Source organism: Pseudomonas sp. DWP3-1-3b3, from assembly GCF_049896305.1.
GTDB classification, from domain to species: domain Bacteria; phylum Pseudomonadota; class Gammaproteobacteria; order Pseudomonadales; family Pseudomonadaceae; genus Aquipseudomonas; species Aquipseudomonas azotoformans_A.
Genome location: NZ_JAFCUA010000009.1, coordinates 1 through 19953 on the forward strand (window position 1 = coordinate 1; position 19953 = coordinate 19953).

Here is a 19953-nt window from a genome sequence, read left to right on the forward strand (position 1 = left end):
TCCCACGGTCCGTACTGGCTAGAGTCGGAATCTGGCTTTTAGTCGCCGCCCACCCCTTCAAGTCTAAACATACAAGCGGGCTTGCCTGCGAAGAGGCCGGCATAGCCGATAGAGATCACAAGGCCGGAAAGTGAATCTTGAACGCAGCGCCGCCCAACGGCGAATCACCCAAGGTCAGCCGCGCGCCATAGCTTTCAATGATGTCCTTGACCACCGCCAAGCCGATCCCCTGCCCCGGATGCTGGCGATCAAGCCGCTCGCCCCGCTGCAGAATCCTTGCCCGCTGATCCGGCGGCACGCCTGGGCCATCATCTTCAATACACAGCTCACTGCCTTCGAGGTTTTCCACGAAGCTGATGCGCACTTCGCTCACACACAGGCGGTAGGCGTTTTCCAGCAGGTTGCCGAGCAACTCCAGCAAGGCGCCCTTCTCGATCGGCACGTCGCACTCTTCCGGCAGTTCAAAGGACACGGTGACACGCTTGTCGCGGTAAACCTTGTCCAGCGTATCGCACAGGCTTTGCAGCACCGGCTCCAAGCGCACCTGGTGCCGCACCAAGCCACTTTTACGCAGGCTGGCACGTTGCAACTGGTAGCTGATCTGCTGGCTCATGCGCTCGATCTGCGATTGCAGCACCCAGGCCTGGTCGCGATCTTCCGGGCGCTGGGCCATGTCTTCGCTCACGCCTTGCAGTACGGCGAGCGGGGTTTTCAGGCTGTGGGCCAGGTCGTCGAGGGAATCGCGGTAACGCGCCCGTTGCTCACGCTCACTGTGCAGCAAGCGGTTGAGGGACCCAGTGAGGCGCAGCAGTTCGCGAGGGTGTTGTTCGGACAGGCTTTCGCGGGTGCCGCCTTCGATCTGATCGAGTTCCTGGCTCAGCCGTCGCAGCGCCTGCAACCCCCAGGTCAGGCCCAGCCAGAGCAAGGTCAGCAGCACCAGCAAGGCCGCACCGAAGCCCAGGTAGAGGTTTTCGCGCAGGCCTTCGAGGGTCAGTTGGTATTCGCGCACCGGTTGCAGGGCGACAATACTGAACGCCGCACTTTTACCGCCGAGCAGCCTGACCTCGACGTCATAGACAAAGAACTCCTGGCCGTTGGCCTCGCGAATCCGTGCAAATTCATTGCCGCGCCCGTCGTAGCGCGGTTTGTAGTTGATATTTTCTTCCTTGGTCGCCCGCGAACGCCACACCAAGTGGCCTTCACGGTCATAGATGTAGCCGAGCAAGCGGCTGTCAGTGAGATTGAAGCGTTCGTCCGGCAACTGCGCCGGCATCAGCAGGCGGTTGTTTTCGACCCGCGCGGCAGAGATCAGCGTGGTGACGTCCGACGCCAGGCGTTGCTCGATGGAATCCTGCAACGCCAGGCTGAACGCCCCTTGCATGGCCGGCAACAAGCCCAGCATGAACAGCACGGCCAGGGTCGCGGCCGCCAGCATCAAGCGCACGCGTAGCGAGCGAATCAACGGCAGCGCTCATTGAACAGGTAGCCCAGGCCACGCACGGTGTCGATGGGCTTGAAACCGGCCGGGCCTTCCAGCTTGCGACGCAGGCGGCCGACCAGCACTTCGATGACATTCGGATCACGCTCGTCGTCATCGGGGTAGAGCTGTTCCATCAAGCGATCCTTGGCCACCACTTGCTGGTGATGGCGCATCAGGTACTCAAGGATTCGGTATTCGTAGGCCGTCAGCGCCAGGGGCTGTTCGTCGAGGGACGCCTGCTTGCGGTTGAGGTCCAGCAGCAGCGGGCCTGCGACAATCGTCGACTGGGTAAAGCCACTGGAGCGGCGCAACAACGCGTTCATCCGCGCCTCCAGCTCTTCGAACTGGAACGGCTTGACCACGTAGTCGTCGGCACCGGCGGCCAGGCCTTCGACCTTGTCCTGCCAGTTGCCACGGGCGGTGAGGATCAGGATCGGGAAGGTCTTGGCCTGGGTGCGCAGTTGGCGGATCAGGTCCAGGCCGCCCATGCCGGGCAGGCCCAGGTCGATGATCGCCAGGTCATGGTTGAACTGGCCAGTCTGGTACAGGGCCTCTTCGGCATTGGCCACGGCCTCGACCACATGCCCGCTGTCGGTCAGGCGGGTCAACAGGTGATGACGCAGCAGCGCCTCATCTTCCACCACCAGCAATTTCATAAGGCTCTCCAAAGCAAATCAACTGTCCGACAGAGGGATATCATAGCGGCCCTGCAAGTCTTGCGGGCGCAGTTTAATGCCATTGAACTGGCCGGTCAGGTGTTCATAGCCGGCGCGATAGGCCGGCTGCGGGGTTGCCAGGCCCAGGGACTGGCCCCAGGGCGTGGGTTGGCTGGCAGATTCTTCGAAACTGACACGCTGGATCAAGGTGCTGGATTTCTTGGTTTTCTCACCGCCGAACGCGGCAAAGGCACGATCGCCTGCCTGGGCTCCGGCAGTGGCACTGAGCATGGTTAACGCCAACATCAGCTGTTTGATCACGGTCATGGTGTTACCTCTACGCGTTTGGCTGCTACCCTTGTGTGAGTTCCAGACTACGCAGGCGCCCCTGAACTCCCCCTGAACAGGCTCTGAACCTCACCTGAACCGCAGCGGGCTATCCTGTTGCGCGTCAACTCGGCAAAATACCGCCCATGAATTCCCTACCCGCTTGCTGCACCCCACTCGACGCCGATTGGCCGCTGCCCGAACCCTTGCCAGGCACGGTGTTTCTCAGCACGCGCTTTGACCCCGCGTTATTAACGGCTGGCGATTTCCAGCGCAGCGCCATACCGCCCCCGGCCAGCATCCAGCGCTCGGTGGCCAAGCGCCAGGCCGAATTCCTGGCCGGTCGAGTGTGTGCCCGCGCAGCCCTGCAACAACTCGATCACCTGAACTACATCCCGGCAATCGGTGAAGACCGTGCGCCGGTGTGGCCTGCGCATATCTGTGGCTCCATCACCCACAGCACCGGGCATGCCGCCGCGATTGTCGCGCACAAGGCGCAATGGCGTGGGCTGGGGATGGACTTGGAGAATGTGCTGAGCCTGGAACGGGCGGAGCGCTTGGCCGGGGAGATCCTGACGGCGGATGAACTGCAACGTATGGCAACGCTACCGCGAGAGCAGATCGCACAATTGGTGACATTGACGTTTTCGGTCAAGGAGAGCCTGTTCAAGGCGCTCTACCCAATCGTGCAGAAGCGTTTCTATTTTGAGCATGCCGAAGTAATGGAGTGGACTGAGGCCGGGTATATAAGGCTGCGGTTGCTGACGGACTTGTCCGAGGAATGGTGCCATGGCAAGGAGTTGGCGGGACAGTTTGCGGTGGATGACGGGCAGTTGTTGAGCCTGGTGGCTATCGGCGCCTGATCCATCGCTTTCGCGGGCAAGCCCGCTCCCACAGTTGACCGTATTCCAACGCTGGAACTCGGTCGAATGTGGGAGCGGGCTTGCTCGCGAAAGCGGTGTCAGGTTTTCTCCTGATCCCTCGGCCAACTCAAACTGAAACACGCCCCACCCAGATTGTTGCTCTTGCCAATCAACGCCCGCCCGCCGTGCCAATAGATGATCCGCCGTACGATCGACAACCCCAACCCGTGCCCGCCAGACGCACGAGTGCGGCTGTCGTCCAGGCGCAGGAATGGCGTGAAGATGCGCTCCCAGGCACTCTCAGGCACACCGGGGCCATCATCCTCCACGTCGATGCGGCAACGCACCTGGCCCACCTGATAACTGATCAACACCTGGCCCTGGGCATGACGCATGGCATTGCTCACCAGATTCTGCAGCGCACGGTGCAGGTAACGTGGCTCGGCATCCACCCACGCATCCTCCCAATGCGCCGAAGACAGGCAAATGCCCCTGCTCACTTTGACCTGCGGACGCAGTGGCGATAATTCGCCTATCACCTGATCAAGCAGCGCATCGAGGTCGACCCGCTGGAAATTCAGCTCCGGCGAGCCTTGTTCCAGCCGCGCATACGTGAGCATTTCATCGACCAGGCCATCAAGGTCCTGGATATCGCTGTCCATGCCTTCCAAGTATTTACGCCGCGCCTCGGCCGTGGTGGCATCACCGACCATCTCCAGGCCGAACCGCAAGCGCGCCACCGGTGTGCGCAGTTCGTGGGACACCGCGCGTACCAGCTCACGCTGGATCGCCAGCAACTGCTGCAAGTGCTCGGCCATGCCATTGAACGCCGCGGCCAGGCGTCCCACCGAGTCAGCGCCGCGGGCCGGCACACGCACTTCCAGGTTGCCCTTGGCGATGCGGGTGGCGGCGGCTTCCAGGCCGCGCAGCCGACGCTCAAGCTGACGCACCAATAGATAGACGATCAAACCGATCAGGGTCAGGCCGATCAACGCGATCAGGATCAGCCATTGCGGCGGGTAAGGGTTCATCTGATACAAAGGCCCCAGTTCCAGCACCCAAGGCGTGCCGACCATGCCAGCGAACACGCGGATCGAATCGCCGCCCTTGCCCAGGGCCATCACGGTGTCGCCTTCCGAGACGCGGCGGCGTTGGTCTTCGTCCATGTCGGCCTGGTCGAGCGTCATCAGGTGCATGTCGAAGCCAAACCCCTTGGCGTCTTTTATATCCGCCAGGCGTTGCGGCTGTTCAGCCACCGGAAAGCGCACCAGTTCGTCGGCGAGCAGGTAGATAGTCGCGCGCGCCAGCTGTTCGCTGATCTGCTGCACTTCGCCCGTGAGCACCAGTTGCGACTGATCACTGACCAGGCGCAGCACCCGCGCGGCGTGAGGCCCGGTCTGCTCGACCAGCACCTGGCCGCGTTGCAGGCGATTGCGCTGGCTCAAGTCCAGTTGCGCATCGGCCAGGGGGCGCAGTTCCAAGGGAATGCCGAGCAAGCGCTCCCACACGGCCAAGGCGCGCTGGCGTTCGATGGGGCTCATGGGTTGCAGGTTGTCGCCCATCAAGGCGAAGGTGCCGTGGGCCAGGCGCTCGCGGTATTGGCCGCTGCGCACCTCGTTGAGCAGGTGCAGGGCCAGCACGCCGAGCAGTGCGACCAGGATCAGCGCCGCGCACATGCCGCCGTAGATGCGCAGGAAGATCGAGTTCACAGCGGCATGTCGGCGGCAGCTTCAGGGACGAACAGGTAGCCCTTGCTGCGAATGGTCTTGATCAGGCGCGGATGGATCGGGTCGTCACCTATCTTGGGGCGGATGCGTGAGATACGCACGTCGATGGAGCGGTCCTGGCCGTCGTAACCGATACCGCGCAGGGCGATGAAGATTTCTTCGCGGGACAAAATGCGCCCGGCATTGGCCACCAACAGCCACAGCAGGTCGAATTCGGCGCTGGTCAGCTCGATACCCTCATTATGCAGCCAGGCTTCGCGCAATGCGTTGTCCACCACCAAGGGACCGAATTGCAGGCGACGCTGATTCTCCACGGCCGCCGGTTCCGCCGGTTCGCTGCGCCGCAGCAAGGCCTGGATGCGCGCCAGCAACAGGCGCGGGCGCACGGGTTTGCACACATAGTCGTCGGCGCCCATGTCCAGGCCCAGCACCTGGTCCATGTCATCGGTGCGCGCGGTGAGCATCAGGATCACGCCGTCATAGCGCTCGCGCACCTTGCGGCAGATGCTCAAGCCGTCTTCACCGGGCAGCATCAGGTCGAGGATCACCAGGTCAGGCTGTTCGTCGATGATGCGCGCCGTGGCCAGGGCGCCATCGCCTTCCACGGACACCCGCAGGCCGTTGCTCTCCAGATACTCACGGGTCAATTCGGCCAATCGCTGGTCGTCTTCGACTATCAATACCTGCCAGGCTTCTTGCTCCACGGGTGACCTCAATGTCTGTCATAAAAGGCGGGCATGATCTGGGTAACTGCACAGCCCGATGCGGCCGATTGTAGCCATGGGCCAGCCCTCAAACACAAGCCGGGAAATCCATTCGGTGATCGCGTTTTTTTGTGATAGGGTTCGCGCCCTTCGAAAATGGGCAGGTTGTTTTAAGCCCGAAACATTTAATGACAAACGGCGTAATCCAGCAGCAGTGCGGCCTACACACCCATTCAACCTTTCTTACACATTTTACCCACAGCGTTATCCACAGGTTACTGCGTTGCTAACCCCTCGAAAACGCATTATCTTGTACCTCGGCACTGGAGAAGACCCTACATGTGGGGTTTTCGAAGAAAGCGCCCAACCACACAAGTGGCAAGAAATTCAAGCGTTTTATTGCTAGCGCAGCATGGAACCAACCGATTTTCAGTAGACCAAACCGCTCACGCGGATGGCAGCTGTTTCCCATCCCCGATATGGAAAACGGTACGGGTGTTGCAGGAAGAGCCTGGCACTCGCAATCAAATATAGAACGTGGAGACAACCCCCCATGCAAACCGACACAACTCGCGAGAACCCGCAAGGCTCCGTGCCGCAGGCCGCCGATTCGAACCTGGATCTGTCCGCCACTGCACCCGGCCAATTGCGTGTGATCAAGCGTAACGGCACTGTCGTTCCTTACACCGATGACAAAATCACCGTCGCCATCACCAAAGCGTTTCTTGCAGTTGAAGGCGGCACCGCTGCCGCCTCGTCGCGCATCCACGACACCGTTGCCCGCCTGACCGAACAAGTCACCGCGACCTTCAAGCGTCGCATGCCTTCGGGCGGCACCATCCACATCGAAGAAATCCAGGACCAGGTCGAACTGGCCCTGATGCGTGCCGGCGAACAGAAAGTTGCCCGCGACTACGTGATCTACCGTGACGCACGTTCCAAGGAACGCGCTGTACGCACCCCAGCTGAAGAAGCTGCGGTACAAGCTCACCCATCGATCCGCATCACCCTGGCCGACGGTACGTTTGCACCGCTGGACCTGGGTCGCCTGAACACCATCGTCACCGAGGCCTGCGAAGGCCTGGAAGAAGTCGACGGTGACCTGATCCAGCGAGAAACCCTGAAGAACCTGTACGACGGCGTGGCCCTGACCGACGTCAACACCGCCCTGGTGATGACCGCCCGTACCCTGGTTGAACGCGAGCCGAACTACTCGTTCGTGACCGCGCGCCTGCTGATGGACACCCTGCGTGCCGAAGGCCTGGGCTTCCTGAAAGTCGCCGACAGCGCCACCCACCACGAAATGGCCGACCTGTACGCCAAGGCGCTGCCTGCCTACATCGCCAAGGGTATCGAATTCGAATTGCTGAACCCGGTCCTGGCCACCTTCGACCTGGAAAAACTCGGCAAGGCGATCAACCACGAGCGTGACCAGCAGTTCACCTACCTGGGCCTGCAAACCCTGTACGACCGTTACTTCATCCACAAGGACGGTATCCGCTTCGAACTGCCGCAAGTGTTCTTCATGCGCGTGGCCATGGGCCTGGCAATCGAAGAGAAGCAGAAAGAAGACCGTGCCATCGAGTTCTACAACCTGTTGTCGTCCTTCGACTACATGTCGTCGACCCCGACCCTGTTCAACGCCGGTACCCTGCGTCCACAGCTGTCCAGTTGCTACCTGACCACCGTGCCGGATGACCTGTCGGGCATCTACCACGCGATCCACGACAACGCCATGTTGTCCAAATTCGCTGGCGGCCTGGGCAACGACTGGACCCCGGTGCGTGCACTGGGTTCGTACATCAAGGGCACCAACGGCAAGTCCCAGGGCGTTGTACCGTTCCTGAAAGTGGTGAACGACACCGCCGTCGCCGTGAACCAGGGTGGCAAGCGCAAAGGCGCTGTCTGTGCCTACCTGGAAACCTGGCACATGGACATTGAAGAGTTCATCGAGCTGCGCAAGAACACCGGTGATGACCGTCGTCGTACCCACGACATGAACACCGCCAACTGGATCCCTGACCTGTTCATGAAGCGTGTCTTCGACGACGGCCAGTGGACCCTGTTCTCGCCTTCCGAAGTGCCGGACCTGCACGACCTGACCGGCAAGGCTTTCGAAGAGCGCTACGAGTACTACGAAGCCCTGGCTCAGTACCCTGGCAAGATCAAGCTGTTCAAGACCATCCAGGCCAAAGACCTGTGGCGCAAAATGCTGTCCATGCTGTTTGAAACCGGCCACCCATGGCTGACCTTCAAAGACCCGTGCAACCTGCGCAGCCCGCAGCAGCACGTGGGCGTGGTCCACAGCTCGAACCTGTGCACCGAGATCACCTTGAACACCAACAAGGACGAGATCGCCGTTTGCAACCTGGGCTCGATCAACCTGCCGAACCACATCGTCAACGGCAAGCTGGACACCGCCAAGCTGGAACGTACCGTCAACACCGCCGTGCGCATGCTCGATAACGTGATCGACATCAACTACTACTCGGTGCCACAGGCGCAGAACTCCAACTTCAAGCACCGTCCGGTCGGCTTGGGCATCATGGGCTTCCAGGACGCGCTGTACCTGCAGCACATTCCTTACGGTTCGGATGCTGCAGTCGAGTTCGCCGACAAGTCCATGGAAGCGGTCAGCTACTACGCGATCCAGGCTTCCTGCGACCTGGCCGACGAGCGCGGCGCCTACGAGACGTTCCAGGGTTCGCTGTGGTCCAAAGGCATCCTGCCGCTGGATTCGCAACAGATCCTGATCGAGCAACGCGGCCAGAAGTACATCGACGTTGACCTGGAAGAATCCCTGGACTGGGCGCCAGTACGTGCCCGCGTGCAGAAAGGTATTCGTAACTCCAACATCATGGCCATCGCGCCGACCGCGACCATCGCCAACATCACTGGCGTATCGCAGTCGATCGAACCGACTTACCAGAACCTGTATGTGAAATCGAACCTGTCGGGCGAATTCACCGTGATCAACCCGTACCTGGTTCGCGACCTGAAAGCCCGCGGCCTGTGGGACTCGGTCATGATCAACGACCTGAAGTACTACGACGGTTCCGTGCAGCAGATCGAGCGCATCCCGCAAGAACTCAAAGAGCTCTACGCGACGGCTTTCGAAGTGGACACCAAGTGGATCGTTGACGCCGCCAGCCGTCGCCAGAAGTGGATCGACCAGGCGCAGTCGCTGAACCTGTACATCGCTGGCGCTTCGGGCAAGAAGCTTGACGTGACCTACCGCATGGCGTGGTACCGTGGCCTGAAAACCACTTACTACCTCCGTGCCCTGGCCGCGACCAGCACCGAGAAGTCGACCATCAACACCGGCAAGCTGAACGCGGTTTCCAGCGGCGGCAACCACGGTGATGATTCGGTGCTTGCAGCGCCAGCCGGCCCGGCACCAGTGCCAAAAGCCTGCGCGATCGATGAGCCGGATTGCGAGGCTTGCCAATAAGCTGAGACGGTTGCGGGTCGCAATGATCCGGAACTGAAAAAACGCCGACAAACCTGAGCATGATTGGGTTTGTCGGCTTTTTTATGGCCGCTTAGAAAAGCACCGTGTAAATACCTGGTCCTGGAGCACCGCCTCGCCCTCCCCATAACTCCTTACGATTGCCAATCACCGCCATGGAGTGCGCATTCGTTTCATAAGTCCCCACCATCCCCCGCGCAAAATCACTTTGAAAGCCCGGCCTGTAGTGATCTTTCAGCCCAAGCCTATGCAAGCCCTCACGAGAATGCTCTCCATCATTCAAGCTGATCAGCGCATCCTTGAAGCTTCTCGTGGCATTTCTGTCGTTTTCGCCAGGAGAGCCACTATTGCCTTCCATCTGCGCTCGCTTGGCACTCGCCGCATACATAAAGTTGGCGTTGGTCATTAAGGTAGGGTCATCACCCTTGAAGCGCGCCTCTCGCGCAGCCATGCGCAGCTCATCCTTGGTCAGCTTGAGTTTGAATCCATCACGCATCTCCACCTCATAGGTATTGCCCTTCAACTCGACATTCTTGAAAACGTCTTTGGGGTCCTGGCCGAAGTGCTGCATGGCGGCTTTTATTGAGGATACTGTCGTGCAATTGCCTTCGAAGCCTTGAGAGAAACCACTCCAAATGTTATCCGGCTTTTTCCCACGCACACTTTTATCAGGCTGGTAATCATGGTGTTTCGCCCCCTCAGTGATGGGCTTGTTGCTCATGGATTCGGAAGGGCCAAAATTCTCCGGGTTCACACGGCCGCCACCGCCACCTCCGCCACCTCCTCCACCGCCACCAATGTCTGGGGGGGCCGGTGGAGAGGGCGATTCATCATCTGCAAACAGCTCTGGAAAAAGCGCCTTCAAAAATGCGAGCCAACTGTCAGATGCGTCTTTTTTTAACGCCTCGATAATCGCCTTGAACTTCTCCTCTCCGAGTTTCTTGCGCACCTCATTGAGCTTGTCACGCAAGTCCTGGACGGTTTGGCTCTTGGAGGTTTTCTGCGCCTCCTCCAATGCCTTCAGAAGATTGGATACCACCGCCTTATCGGCCTCCAGGCTCTGAACACCATCGGTTTTGTCCTGGGTGTTTTCAGCACCAAAAGCAGCGGTTCTGTCGCCAAAGTAAACTCGGGCCGTTTGGCCTGATATCTGTTGAGCCCATTGCATAAATTTCCCCCGCCCGTAAGCCACCGTTGGTGTACTTGGTAGGGAAAAGTGCGTCGGCCGTTCCAGTAAAAACGAGTGGTCTCGTAGGGACGCAGGCAGTACGAAAAGTCGCGCCTACAAAATGAACGCGCAAAAAAAACCCCTCGTTGAGGGGTTTTCTTTCGCCAGCGTCAGACCAATGACATTACGTCATCTGAATGATGGTCTGCATGATGGTGCTCTGGGTGGAGATGGTCTTGGCGTTCGCCTGGTAGTTGCTCTGGGCCTTGATCAGGTCCACCAGCTCGTTGGTCAGGTTGACGTTGGAGTTCTCCAGGGAGTTGGCCACGATCGACCCCAGGGTGCCGGCTTGCGGGGTGTCATAACCTGGCTGGCCCGAGGCGAAGGTCTCTTTCCAGGTAGTACCGCCGTTGGGCTGCAGACCTTGTTCGTTGTTGAAACTGGCCAGGGAGATCTGGCCAATGGCCTTGCTCTGCTGGTTGCTGAACGTTGCGAACAGTACACCGCTGCCGTCGATTTTCAGGCCGGTGATCTGGCCGGTGGCGTAGCCATCGGTGACCGGTGGGTTGCGGTACGTGGCCGAGTTGTACTGGGTAATGTTGGCCATGTTGACGGCGATCCCGGTGGGGTTCGCATCAGCACCATTTTTCTTCCACACACCGTCGGTCACGGTACCCGGTACCCAGCCGGTAATGGTCAGGGTTTTATTCGACACAGTACCGGTCACGACACTGGTGAGCTTGCCGGCACCATCAAAGGTCAAGGTTGACGGCACCGGCGCCTTCACATCCGCACCGGTACCGAAAGGTGGCGAACCGTCAGGGTTGCGACCGTCAATCAGGGTATAGGCATTCCACTTGTTGCCGTCGGTTTTCACCAGGTACTGCACCATCGGGTGTGCATTGCCCTGAGAGTCATACAAGGTGGTGCTGTACTGGGTGGTGAAGGTGCTGGTGTCGTTCGGGTTGAACGGCTTCGCCACTTGGTCGATTACCGGCTCCGAGGAGTTCAGGTTACTGGTGGAGTCCACTTTGGTGGATGCCTTGGGCGGCAGATTCGCCAAGTTCAGTTGCAGGTCGGTCAGGCCGCCCTTGATGATCTTGCCGTTCTCGTCCGCAGCATAACCTTGCAGGCGCGAAGTGCCGGTGTTGTTGGTGATATAGCCATCTTTGTCGGCACGGAAGGCACCACTACGGGTGTACTCCAGCGAACCGTCGCTGCCCTTCTGCACGAAGAAGCCGCCGCCCTGGATCGCCATGTCCAGGATGCCACCGCTGCCGTTCACGTCACCTTGGGTGAACTGCTGGGACACCGCCGCCAGGTTCACACCGTTGCCGATACTGTTCTGGCCGGTGCCCAGTTTGGAGGCGGCGTAGATGTCCGCGAATTCCGCACGGGACGACTTGAAGCCAGTGGTCGCGACGTTGGCGATGTTGTTGCCGGTCACGTCCAGTTGTTTGTTGGCCGCATAGAGGCCGCTAAGGCCGATGTTAAAAGACATGTTTCTCTCCCTCTGCCGTATTTAGCCGGCTCTATGTACCGATAGTCTGAATTTGCGACAGCTTGACGCTGCCCATGCCGCCAGCCAGGTTCAGCAGCATTTCGCCGCCGGTCTTGCTCAGGGTCACGCTCGTTACCGTTGCTGGCAGCGAAGTGGTCAGGGCAACGGCGTCGCCCTTGTCATTCTTGGTGGTGGCATTGAAGGTGTAGGTGCCCGCAGGGGCGACCTCGCCCTTGTCGTTCTTGCCATCCCAGATGAAGCTTTGGCTGCCGACAGCCTGGGCGCCCATTTCGATGGTGCGCACCAGGTTGCCGTCTTTGTCGGTGACCTTGACGGTGACGTTGCCCGTCGCCGTTTTCACATCCACCGAACCGGTCATGCTCTTGCTGGTATCCACCATGGCCTTGTCGGTCTGGATGATGATCGAGCGCCCTACCAGCGACGACGCCTGCAGCGCTTGCGACGAGCTGAAGTTGCTGGAGATCGCATTCACCGAGTCATTCAGGGTGTTGATGCCTTCCAGGCTGCTGAACTGCGCCAACTGGGCCACGAACGCGCCGTTGTCTTGCGGCGACAGCGGGTTCTGGTTTTTCAGCTGGGTAACCAGCAGTTGCAGGAACGCATCCTTGCCCAGCGACTGTTTGCCGGTCGCGGCCTTGGAAGCGTCACCCAGGCTGCTGGCGTTGTCTGTCGCGGTCTTGACCTTGGAGTTGAAAAGGTCCTGGACTGGCGTGTTGTTACTCGTATCAACAATGGCCATTATTTGGCGCCCCTTATCACTGACCCAGGGTCAGGACCTTCTGCATCATGGTTTTGGCGGTGTTCATCATTTCCGCGTTGGTCTGGAACGAACGGCTGGCGGAAATCATGTCGGCCATTTCCTCGACCACGTTGACGTTCGGGTAGTAGACATAACCCTTTTCGTTCGCGGCGGGATGGTTGGGTTCGTAGCGGGCTTCAAGGTTGCTTTGGTCTTCGACCACGCCGAGCACTTGCACGCCGGAGCCTGCTGCACCTTGGTCCTGGAACAACGAATCGCTGCCGCCCGCCTGGCCGCCCTGGAACATGGTGGCGAACACCGGGTGACGGGCGCGGTAGGTCTGGTCAATGCTCGAAGACACGGTCTCGGCGTTGGCGATGTTACTGGCGACGGTGTTCAAACGCGTGGTCTGCGCGCTCATGCCACTGCCGGCAATATTGAAAACACTGGACAGGGACATGGCTTACTCTCCACGCAGGGCTGACATCAGCCCTTTGAATTTACTGTTAAGCAGGGTGAAGCTGGCTTGGAAGTTCACCGAGTTCTCGGCGTAGGCCGATTGCTCCAGCTGCGCGTCGACGGTGTTCTGGTCGATCGACGGCTGCATCGGCGTGCGATACAGCAACGACTCGTCACCATTGCTCAGGCCTTGCGCTTCGATATGACGGCTGTTGGTCATGTTCAAGGCGAAGGTGCCGTTCTTGGTCTTGTCCTGCTGCGCGGCGAGCACGGCGGAGAAGTCCAGGTCCCGAGCCTTGTAGTTCGGGGTATCGGCGTTGGCAATGTTGTTGGCCAGGACTTCGGCACGCTGGGCGCGGAAGCCCAGGGCTTGTTCGTGGATACCGAGCGCTTTATCGAAGCTGATGCTCATGGCGGAAACCTTTAAGGGCTGACCTGCTTTTCGTTAACTGGGTTATAGCAAGGTGTGTGCCAATCTTACCAACCCCCGTATATCAAGGGTTTGGGGGGCGCTTGGCGGCGGCAATGCCAGAAAAGCGGCAAGCGGTTTCCGCGTGGCGCCAGTAAAGCGGCAATGGCGTTTGCCGCTTTGCGGCCAAAAAAATGGGAGGCCTTTGTGAGGCCTCCCATTGTCTGTTCAAGCGTGCATCACTTGGCCTGGTAGATGATCCCCGGACTGCACTGCACCATCTGGTAATGATCCGGCAGACCGTTCAGCGCTTCGGAAGCACCGAGGAACAGATAACCGCCACGCTTGAGCGTGCCGTGGATGCGCAGCAGGATGTCTTTCTTCACTTCGGCCGAGAAGTAGATCAGCACGTTGCGGCAGAACACCATGTCGAACTTGCCCAGGCTGGCGTAGCTGTCGAGCAGGTTGAACGAGCGGAATTCCACGCGGCTCTTGATCGGCGCCTTGACCGCCCAACGCCCTGCCCCTTTCGGGTCGAAGTAACGTTGCAAGCGCTCCTGGGACAAACCACGGCCCAGGGCCAGGCTGTCGTACTCGCCGGTCTTGCAGTTGGTGAGCATGGTGCCGGACAGGTCGGTGGCGACGATTTGCGCCCCCGCCTTCAACTGGCCCATGTTGGTCCGTTCGAACTCATCGATGGACATCGAAATCGAGTACGGTTCCTGCCCCGAAGAGCAGGCGGCCGACCAGATGCGCAAGCGCTGGCCGGGGCTGGCCTTGATGGCCTCCGGCAGCACTTTGCTCTTGAGCACTTCAAACGGGTAGGTATCGCGAAACCACAGGGTTTCGTTGGTGGTCATGGCATCGACCACCATCTCCTTGAGCCCGCTGCGCGGCTGCCCCTGGATGCGCTGGACCAGCTCACCCAACGACTTGATGCCCTGCTGCTCCATCAGTTTGTTGAGACGGCTGGATACCAGGTACTGCTTGTTTTCACCGAGCAATATGCCACAGGCTTTTTCCAGGAAGACCCGGAATTGTTCGAAATCCAAATTACCCGTAGACAATGATACCGCCTCTTAAATCGTGTGACCGCCAGGGGAAATCCCCCTAGCCGTGATCTGCTGCCTTGATCCGGTCGACTACCCGGGATGCCAGGTCATCAGGACGGAATTTGGCCAAAAAGTCATCGGCACCGACCTTCTTGACCATCGCCTGGTTGAAGACACCCGACAACGAAGTATGCAGGATGATATGCAATTTTTGCATGCGTGGATCGTTGCGTATCTCGGCCGTGAGGGTGTAGCCGTCCATTTCCGGCATCTCGATGTCGGAGATCATCATCAAGAATTCTTCTTCCGGCTTCTTGCCGTCGTCCACCAGCTTGCGCAGGTAATCCAGCGCCTGGCGACCATCGTTGAGGGCCACCACTTCCACACCGACGGTTTGCAGGCAACGGGTCACCTGTTTACGCGCCACCGAGGAATCGTCCACCGTCAACACACGCAGGGAGATTGCCTTGTGCGCGGTTTCAGCGTCCACCACCCCCACGGAAATTGACTCCGATGTGGGCGCCACTTCAGCAAGGATCTTCTCCACGTCGATGATTTCCACCAACTGGTTATCGACCCGCGTCACCGCCGTGAGGTAATGATCGCGACCGGTGCCCTTGGGCGGCGGATGAATCTCTTCCCAGTTCATGTTGACGATGCGCTCCACCGAGCGCACCAGAAAACCCTGGGTCTTGGTGTTGTACTCGGTAATGATGACGAACGGGTTCTCGCGGTCTTGCAAACCCGCCGAACCGGTGGCCAGGGCCAAGTCAAGAATCGGGATCGTCGCGCCACGGATGTTGGCGACACCACACACCACCGGGCTCGATTTGGGCATGATCGTCAGCTTGGGACATTGCAGCACTTCCCGCACCTTGAACACGTTGATGCCATACAACTGCTTGCCATCCAGGCGAAAAAGCAACAACTCCAGGCGATTCTGCCCTACCAGCTGTGTGCGCTGGTTTACTGAATCCATTACTCCTGCCATGCCCAGACTCCTACGCTAAAACCTTTAAAGGTGCGACGCGCACCCAACACTAAACGGCACGGCCTTTGCTATTTACAGGTCATGGATATTAAAACGACAGTTTCCCGACGCCCCATCCTGACACGGTACCGCAGATTGCTCTGCGTACCGCTGGCGTTGCTCGCCTTGGGCCTGGGCGCCACGGCCCGCGCAGACAACGTCACCTTGCCTGATCTACTTATCGGCGTCACTCAAGGCTTTCTTGAGTTCACTGTAGAAGATTATCTGGCGACTACCCAGACGCCAGGGCGATATGAAATCCAGGTCAACCAGCTGGACCCACGGTTGCGCATGCCCATGTGCGACAAGGAATTGACAGCCACCCTGGAAAGCCCCGCCCAGCCCATCGGCCGCGTGACGGTCAAAGTGCGCTGCGACGGCGCCTCGCCCTGGACCGTGTTCGTGCCGGCGCAGGTCAAGCTGTTCCGCGATGTGGTAGTGGTTGCTCGGCCATTGAAACGCACCGGCATCATCGGTTTCGACGACGTTGTGCTGCGCGAACGCGACATCAGCATGATCAGCCAGGGCTACCTGACCACCCTCGACCAGGCAGTCGGGCAGAAATTGACCCGACCAGTGGTCACCGACCAGGTCATTACTTTGGTGCATCTTGAGCAGGCGGAGGTGATTCGCAAAGGCGACCAGGTAGTGATTTCCGCCAGCAGCGGCGCGTTGCAGGTCAAAATGCCGGGGGAAGCGTTGTCCAACGGCGGTATGAGCGAACAAATCCGCGTCAAGAACCTCAACTCCAACCGGGTGATCAAGGCGCGGGTCACCGCACCGGGTCAGGTGGAGGTGGCTTTATAGATTACTGGTATCGGGCGCGCGCTTTTCCTACACTGTCGGTTGGATGCCGGCCTGTAGGTTTTATTGTCAATCGAGCCTAAAGTTTGTCCGGGTATGGCCGAAAACATGGCAAGCGTCCAAATACCCAGAGGTTTTTTGATCATGGTCATCGATTTCAGTCGTTTAAATAACACCCCGACCACGTCGGCCCCTACGCGAGCCACTGTCACCAAGGACAGCGTAGAAGCCAAGGCCCAGCCACTGCCCGCCAAGGCAGAACAGGCCAGCGCCAGCCAGAGCGGGGAATCCGTACACCTGAGCAATGAGGCTCAACAGTTGCAGAAGGTCACTGACTCGCTGCGCGATCAACCGGTGGTCAATAAAGCCCGTGTGGCCGAATTGAAACAGGCAATCGCCGATGGCAGCTATAAAGTCGACAGCAACCGTGTAGCCAGCAAGCTGCTTAATTTCGAAGCCGAGCGCTAGGCTAAGGCCTGCGCCGGGCTTTTGGACGCTTAAACCCCAAGGCCAGCCATGCATCACGACGAAAATCTGCTTCAACTGATCATTGATGATCTTGCGCCGACGCAACAGCTGCTCGAGCTGCTCAGGGAAGAATCCCTGGCCCTCTACGGCCGGGACATGCCACTGCTGGAAGAAATCCTGGCGCGTAAGCAGTCGCTGATTGTCCTGCTGGAACAGCACGGCAAGAAACGCAGCCAGATCCTCGCCAGCCTGGGCCTGCCGGCAGACCATGACGGCCTGGCGCAGCTGGCCAGCCACTCTTCGGTTGGCGATCAATTACTGGCCCAGAGCAAAGAACTCAATCAATTGCTCAGCCAGTGCCAGGAAGCCAACCTGCTCAACGGTCAGTCGATCCAGCTTCAGCAAGCCACGACCGCCAACCAGTTGCGTATACTTCACGGCGGAGAGCCTCCGGCGCTTTACAACGCCCAGGGTTCCACCTCGCGCCTGGTCAAGCCAAGCACCCGCAGCCAAGCCTGACGCCGGTTTACAGCGCGACCTATCCAAGGCGCGCCACATACTGGCAGAATGCCTGCTCTTGCGTGTAGTCGTATTTTGTCTGGAGATGGAAGAACCGTGTTCAACGCCCTTAATGCGGAAGATGCCCCGCAGCCACCCAAGGTCCTCACCACGCCTCTGGAAATCGCCAGCACCTTGCGGATGCTGCAAGACAGCCATGACCCGCTGATCATCACCTTCCACGAACGCAGCCAGCGCTTCCAGAGCTACTTGGTGGACGTTGACCGGGACAGCAAGACCCTGGCGCTGGACGAAATGATCCCGCGCGACGGTGAGCGCTTCCTCGAAGGCGGCGAACCGTTTCGCATCGAAGGTTTTCATGAAGGCGTACGTGTCGCATGGGAAAGCAACGGCACTTACACCATCAGCGAAAAAGACGGTCATCGCATCTACACCGGCGGCATGCCTGACGAAGTGGTCTACCACCAGCGCCGCAATGCGTTCCGCGCCGCCTTGAAGCTGGCCCAACTGGTCAATATTGAATTGGGTGGCGAGAAGCTCAAAGCTCCCGTCAGCGGCAAACTGCTGGATATTTCCGCCACCGGCTGCAAACTGCGCTTTGAAGGGGATATCTCCGAGCGCCTGCAACTGGGCCAGGTCTACGACCGTTTTATCGCCGCCCTGCCCTTTGGCAGCATGACCACCTCGGTCGAACTGCGTTACCTGCACTTCGAAGAGAAGATCAACACCACGTTCGCCGGCGTACGCTTCCACAACATGAGTGGCTTGGTGCAGCGCCAGGTCGAGCGCTTTGTGTACCAGTTGCAACGTGAAGCACGACGCTTTGACAAAGACGACGATTTTTAAAGCTTAAAGATCGCGGCAAAAAAAAAACGGGCAGATCCTGATGGGATCTGCCCGTTATTTGCTTTCAGGGGCGTGCCCTGCTCAAGTCGTGAGGGTGCTCGTCTGGCCCCACAGGTTCAGGAGGCCCCACGAAGGGCGGTTCTTCTGCCTCCGGACTTGGCTCCGTTTGCGGTTCAGGCTCCGGGGCCGTGGTTTGCATTTGTTCCTGCACCACCGCCTCATCCACCCGCGGATCAAGTGCGGCGACCAACGGCGAACTGGACATACTGTCAGGCATTGCCACATGGTGCAGTGGTGCGTCGTCCACTTGATGCAGGTTGGTCACCGCTTTCGGCCGGATTCGCCACACCAGGATCAACGCGCACAAGCTGAAAAACGCATACAACATGTGGCTGCCGAACAACTTCATCACCACACCCGCCAGCAAAGGCCCGACACTGGCGCCGACGCCGTAGGTCACCAGCAGCATGGCCGTCAGCGACACACGGCGATCACCTTCCACATGGTCGTTGGAGAACGCCACTGCCAGCGGATACAGACAGAACTGCACCAGGGAGCAGACGAAGCCTGCCACGAACAACACTTCCAGCGGCACCTGGGTCAGTATCGCCAACGGCAACGCCGCCACGGCCAGGCACAGCGCAAAGCAGCGGATCAGCAGCGCGCGATCATAGCGGTCAGACAGCCAGCCCAATGGCCACTGCACCACCAGCCCGGCAAAAATGCAGCTACCCATGAACAGACCCACCTGCTCAGTGGTCAGCCCCTGCTGAGAGGCATACAGCGGCGCCAGACCGTAGAACGAGCCGACGATCAACCCGGCCCCAAGCACCGTACTCAGTGACTGCGGCACGCGCTTGATAAAGAAGCGCGGCTCCATCGGCGCAGGATGCAGAGGCGCCGGGTGAATCCGCCGCGTCATGGCCACCGGCACCAGGCACAAGGCAAAGCACAGCGCGACCAGCATCAGCAGTTCAAGACCCAACTGCGGGTGCATGACCAGAATCAGCTGGCCGAGGACCAGGCCCAAGTAGGACGCGATCATATAGCCGCTGAACACCACGCCGCGCTGCTTGGCGTCGGCCTGCTCATTGAGCCAGCTTTCGATGACCATGTACTGGCACATCATGCCAAGGCCCACGATCATCCGCAGCACGATCCAGGCCGGCAACCAGTCAATCAGACCGTGCCCCAACACCGCCGCACCGACGATCCCGGCGCAGGTCGCATAGGCACGGATATGCCCGACCCGGGCAATCAGGCGATGCCCGATCTTGCCACCCAGCACCAGGCCAAAATAGTTGGCCGCCATCAACGCACCGACCCACAGGCTGTCGACATGATCGGCCGCCAGGCGCAGGGCCAGATAAGTACTGAGCAGGCCGGAGCCGATCAGCATCATCAAGGAGGCGAAATAAAGGGCTCGAAAAGATTTCCAGATCTGGCGCATCGGCGTTCCGAGCGGCTCCTTGCGGTGAGAGACAGGGCTATCGGCATGATAGTCCGGGGTGGCCGGGTCCGGACAGGCGGTATGCGCTGTTTCCGGGGATTATTTTGCTTCAAGGCTCTGACGCTGCCTGGCTGCTCGCGGGATACACGGATTGCTATAAATACACGATGCCAGGGCTGTGAACCCATAACCCCGGCAAGGTTCGGCCCATCTTCGGAAAAGGCCCACAAAAAAGCCCCGCCAGACGGAACTGTGCGGGGC

General features: G+C 59.5%; 19 protein-coding genes. 6 read left to right on the forward strand and 13 right to left on the reverse strand.

Going from position 1 to position 19953, the window contains the following annotated elements:
* Window positions 1-115: 115 nt before the first annotated feature.
* From ACP7BX_RS23965 to ACP7BX_RS23975, 3 genes are read right to left on the reverse strand one after another with little or no spacing between them, the layout of a single operon-like run.
* Window positions 116-1462, reverse strand: coding sequence for an ATP-binding protein (locus ACP7BX_RS23965; protein ID WP_426131634.1), 1347 nt, complete (start codon window positions 1460-1462; stop codon window positions 116-118).
* Window positions 1459-2136: a response regulator transcription factor gene (locus ACP7BX_RS23970; protein ID WP_016973689.1), complete on the reverse strand. Its 678-nt coding sequence runs from the start codon at window positions 2134-2136 to the stop codon at window positions 1459-1461. The genes ACP7BX_RS23965 and ACP7BX_RS23970 overlap by 4 nt, the downstream gene beginning before the upstream one ends.
* Before the next feature lie 18 nt (window positions 2137-2154).
* On the reverse strand, window positions 2155-2463 hold the full coding sequence (locus ACP7BX_RS23975) for a hypothetical protein (protein WP_016979766.1): 309 nt from the start codon (window positions 2461-2463) through the stop codon (window positions 2155-2157).
* A 146-nt stretch (window positions 2464-2609) separates the two neighbouring features.
* On the opposite strand from ACP7BX_RS23975, the gene ACP7BX_RS23980 reads away from it, so the two are divergent.
* Window positions 2610-3326 carry a 4'-phosphopantetheinyl transferase family protein gene (locus ACP7BX_RS23980; RefSeq protein ID WP_426131632.1) on the forward strand — a complete coding sequence of 239 codons (717 nt, stop codon included), beginning with the start codon at window positions 2610-2612 and terminating at the stop codon, window positions 3324-3326.
* A 98-nt stretch (window positions 3327-3424) separates the two neighbouring features.
* Here ACP7BX_RS23980 and ACP7BX_RS23985 read toward each other — a convergent pair whose 3' ends face one another.
* Together ACP7BX_RS23985 and ACP7BX_RS23990 are read right to left on the reverse strand one after the other, a co-directional pair.
* Complete coding sequence (locus tag ACP7BX_RS23985; protein WP_177074047.1) at window positions 3425-5035, reverse strand: ATP-binding protein; 1611 nt, start codon at window positions 5033-5035, stop codon at window positions 3425-3427.
* Entirely contained in the window at window positions 5032-5757 is a 726-nt protein-coding gene (locus ACP7BX_RS23990) for a response regulator (protein WP_426131630.1), read from the reverse strand. The genes ACP7BX_RS23985 and ACP7BX_RS23990 overlap by 4 nt, the downstream gene beginning before the upstream one ends.
* A 553-nt stretch (window positions 5758-6310) precedes the next feature.
* Here ACP7BX_RS23990 and ACP7BX_RS23995 point away from each other — a divergent pair.
* The gene (locus ACP7BX_RS23995) at window positions 6311-9208 is read left to right on the forward strand and encodes a ribonucleoside-diphosphate reductase subunit alpha (protein ID WP_426131628.1); all 2898 of its coding nucleotides are present in this window, start codon (window positions 6311-6313) and stop codon (window positions 9206-9208) included.
* 91 nt (window positions 9209-9299) lie between these two features.
* Here ACP7BX_RS23995 and ACP7BX_RS24000 read toward each other — a convergent pair whose 3' ends face one another.
* The 7 genes from ACP7BX_RS24000 to ACP7BX_RS24030 form a co-directional block, all read right to left on the reverse strand.
* Window positions 9300-10394 carry a hypothetical protein gene (locus ACP7BX_RS24000; protein WP_426131626.1) on the reverse strand — a complete coding sequence of 365 codons (1095 nt, stop codon included), beginning with the start codon at window positions 10392-10394 and terminating at the stop codon, window positions 9300-9302.
* A 184-nt stretch (window positions 10395-10578) separates the two neighbouring features.
* Window positions 10579-11895, reverse strand: coding sequence for a flagellar hook protein FlgE (gene flgE, locus ACP7BX_RS24005; RefSeq protein ID WP_033901284.1), 1317 nt, complete (start codon window positions 11893-11895; stop codon window positions 10579-10581).
* 31 nt (window positions 11896-11926) lie between these two features.
* Window positions 11927-12655, reverse strand: a complete 729-nt coding sequence (gene flgD, locus ACP7BX_RS24010; protein WP_033901285.1) for a flagellar hook assembly protein FlgD — start codon at window positions 12653-12655, stop codon at window positions 11927-11929.
* Window positions 12656-12671: 16 nt separating this feature from the next.
* The gene (gene flgC, locus ACP7BX_RS24015; RefSeq protein WP_010208347.1) at window positions 12672-13115 is read right to left on the reverse strand and encodes a flagellar basal body rod protein FlgC; all 444 of its coding nucleotides are present in this window, start codon (window positions 13113-13115) and stop codon (window positions 12672-12674) included.
* A 3-nt stretch (window positions 13116-13118) separates the two neighbouring features.
* The gene (gene flgB, locus ACP7BX_RS24020) at window positions 13119-13526 is read right to left on the reverse strand and encodes a flagellar basal body rod protein FlgB (RefSeq protein ID WP_010208346.1); all 408 of its coding nucleotides are present in this window, start codon (window positions 13524-13526) and stop codon (window positions 13119-13121) included.
* Between the two features lie 236 nt (window positions 13527-13762).
* On the reverse strand, window positions 13763-14590 hold the full coding sequence (gene cheR / locus ACP7BX_RS24025; protein ID WP_016979774.1) for a protein-glutamate O-methyltransferase CheR: 828 nt from the start codon (window positions 14588-14590) through the stop codon (window positions 13763-13765).
* 43 nt (window positions 14591-14633) lie between these two features.
* Window positions 14634-15566, reverse strand: coding sequence for a chemotaxis protein CheV (locus ACP7BX_RS24030; RefSeq protein WP_033901287.1), 933 nt, complete (start codon window positions 15564-15566; stop codon window positions 14634-14636).
* Between the two features lie 81 nt (window positions 15567-15647).
* On the opposite strand from ACP7BX_RS24030, the gene flgA reads away from it, so the two are divergent.
* The 4 genes from flgA to ACP7BX_RS24050 all read left to right on the forward strand — a co-directional run bounded on the left by flgA (window position 15648) and on the right by ACP7BX_RS24050 (window position 18242).
* Window positions 15648-16412 (forward strand): flagellar basal body P-ring formation chaperone FlgA, encoded by a 765-nt coding sequence (gene flgA, locus ACP7BX_RS24035; protein ID WP_426131623.1) that lies wholly within the window; start codon window positions 15648-15650, stop codon window positions 16410-16412.
* Between the two features lie 141 nt (window positions 16413-16553).
* On the forward strand, window positions 16554-16877 hold the full coding sequence (flgM, locus tag ACP7BX_RS24040; protein ID WP_033901289.1) for a flagellar biosynthesis anti-sigma factor FlgM: 324 nt from the start codon (window positions 16554-16556) through the stop codon (window positions 16875-16877).
* Window positions 16878-16925: 48 nt separating this feature from the next.
* Window positions 16926-17396, forward strand: coding sequence for a flagella synthesis protein FlgN (locus ACP7BX_RS24045; RefSeq protein ID WP_426131621.1), 471 nt, complete (start codon window positions 16926-16928; stop codon window positions 17394-17396).
* Window positions 17397-17492: 96 nt separating this feature from the next.
* Window positions 17493-18242, forward strand: a complete 750-nt coding sequence (locus tag ACP7BX_RS24050; protein WP_033901291.1) for a flagellar brake protein — start codon at window positions 17493-17495, stop codon at window positions 18240-18242.
* 64 nt (window positions 18243-18306) lie between these two features.
* On the opposite strand, the gene ACP7BX_RS24055 is transcribed toward ACP7BX_RS24050, so the two are convergent.
* The gene (locus tag ACP7BX_RS24055; protein WP_269131775.1) at window positions 18307-19692 is read right to left on the reverse strand and encodes an MFS transporter; all 1386 of its coding nucleotides are present in this window, start codon (window positions 19690-19692) and stop codon (window positions 18307-18309) included.
* Between the last annotated feature and the right edge of the window lie 261 nt (window positions 19693-19953).

Coding starts and splice junctions, on each gene's coding strand:
- ACP7BX_RS23970 (WP_016973689.1), bottom strand. CDS start 2,136: ATGAAATTGCTGGTGGTGGAAGATGAGGCGCTGCTGCGTCATCACCTG.
- ACP7BX_RS23975 (WP_016979766.1), bottom strand. CDS start 2,463: ATGACCGTGATCAAACAGCTGATGTTGGCGTTAACCATGCTCAGTGCC.
- ACP7BX_RS23980 (WP_426131632.1), top strand. CDS start 2,610: ATGAATTCCCTACCCGCTTGCTGCACCCCACTCGACGCCGATTGGCCG.
- ACP7BX_RS23995 (WP_426131628.1), top strand. CDS start 6,311: ATGCAAACCGACACAACTCGCGAGAACCCGCAAGGCTCCGTGCCGCAG.
- ACP7BX_RS24000 (WP_426131626.1), bottom strand. CDS start 10,394: ATGCAATGGGCTCAACAGATATCAGGCCAAACGGCCCGAGTTTACTTT.
- flgE (WP_033901284.1), bottom strand. CDS start 11,895: ATGTCTTTTAACATCGGCCTTAGCGGCCTCTATGCGGCCAACAAACAA.
- flgD (WP_033901285.1), bottom strand. CDS start 12,655: ATGGCCATTGTTGATACGAGTAACAACACGCCAGTCCAGGACCTTTTC.
- flgC (WP_010208347.1), bottom strand. CDS start 13,115: ATGTCCCTGTCCAGTGTTTTCAATATTGCCGGCAGTGGCATGAGCGCG.
- flgB (WP_010208346.1), bottom strand. CDS start 13,526: ATGAGCATCAGCTTCGATAAAGCGCTCGGTATCCACGAACAAGCCCTG.
- ACP7BX_RS24030 (WP_033901287.1), bottom strand. CDS start 15,566: ATGGCAGGAGTAATGGATTCAGTAAACCAGCGCACACAGCTGGTAGGG.
- flgA (WP_426131623.1), top strand. CDS start 15,648: ATGGATATTAAAACGACAGTTTCCCGACGCCCCATCCTGACACGGTAC.
- flgM (WP_033901289.1), top strand. CDS start 16,554: ATGGTCATCGATTTCAGTCGTTTAAATAACACCCCGACCACGTCGGCC.
- ACP7BX_RS24045 (WP_426131621.1), top strand. CDS start 16,926: ATGCATCACGACGAAAATCTGCTTCAACTGATCATTGATGATCTTGCG.
- ACP7BX_RS24055 (WP_269131775.1), bottom strand. CDS start 19,692: ATGCGCCAGATCTGGAAATCTTTTCGAGCCCTTTATTTCGCCTCCTTG.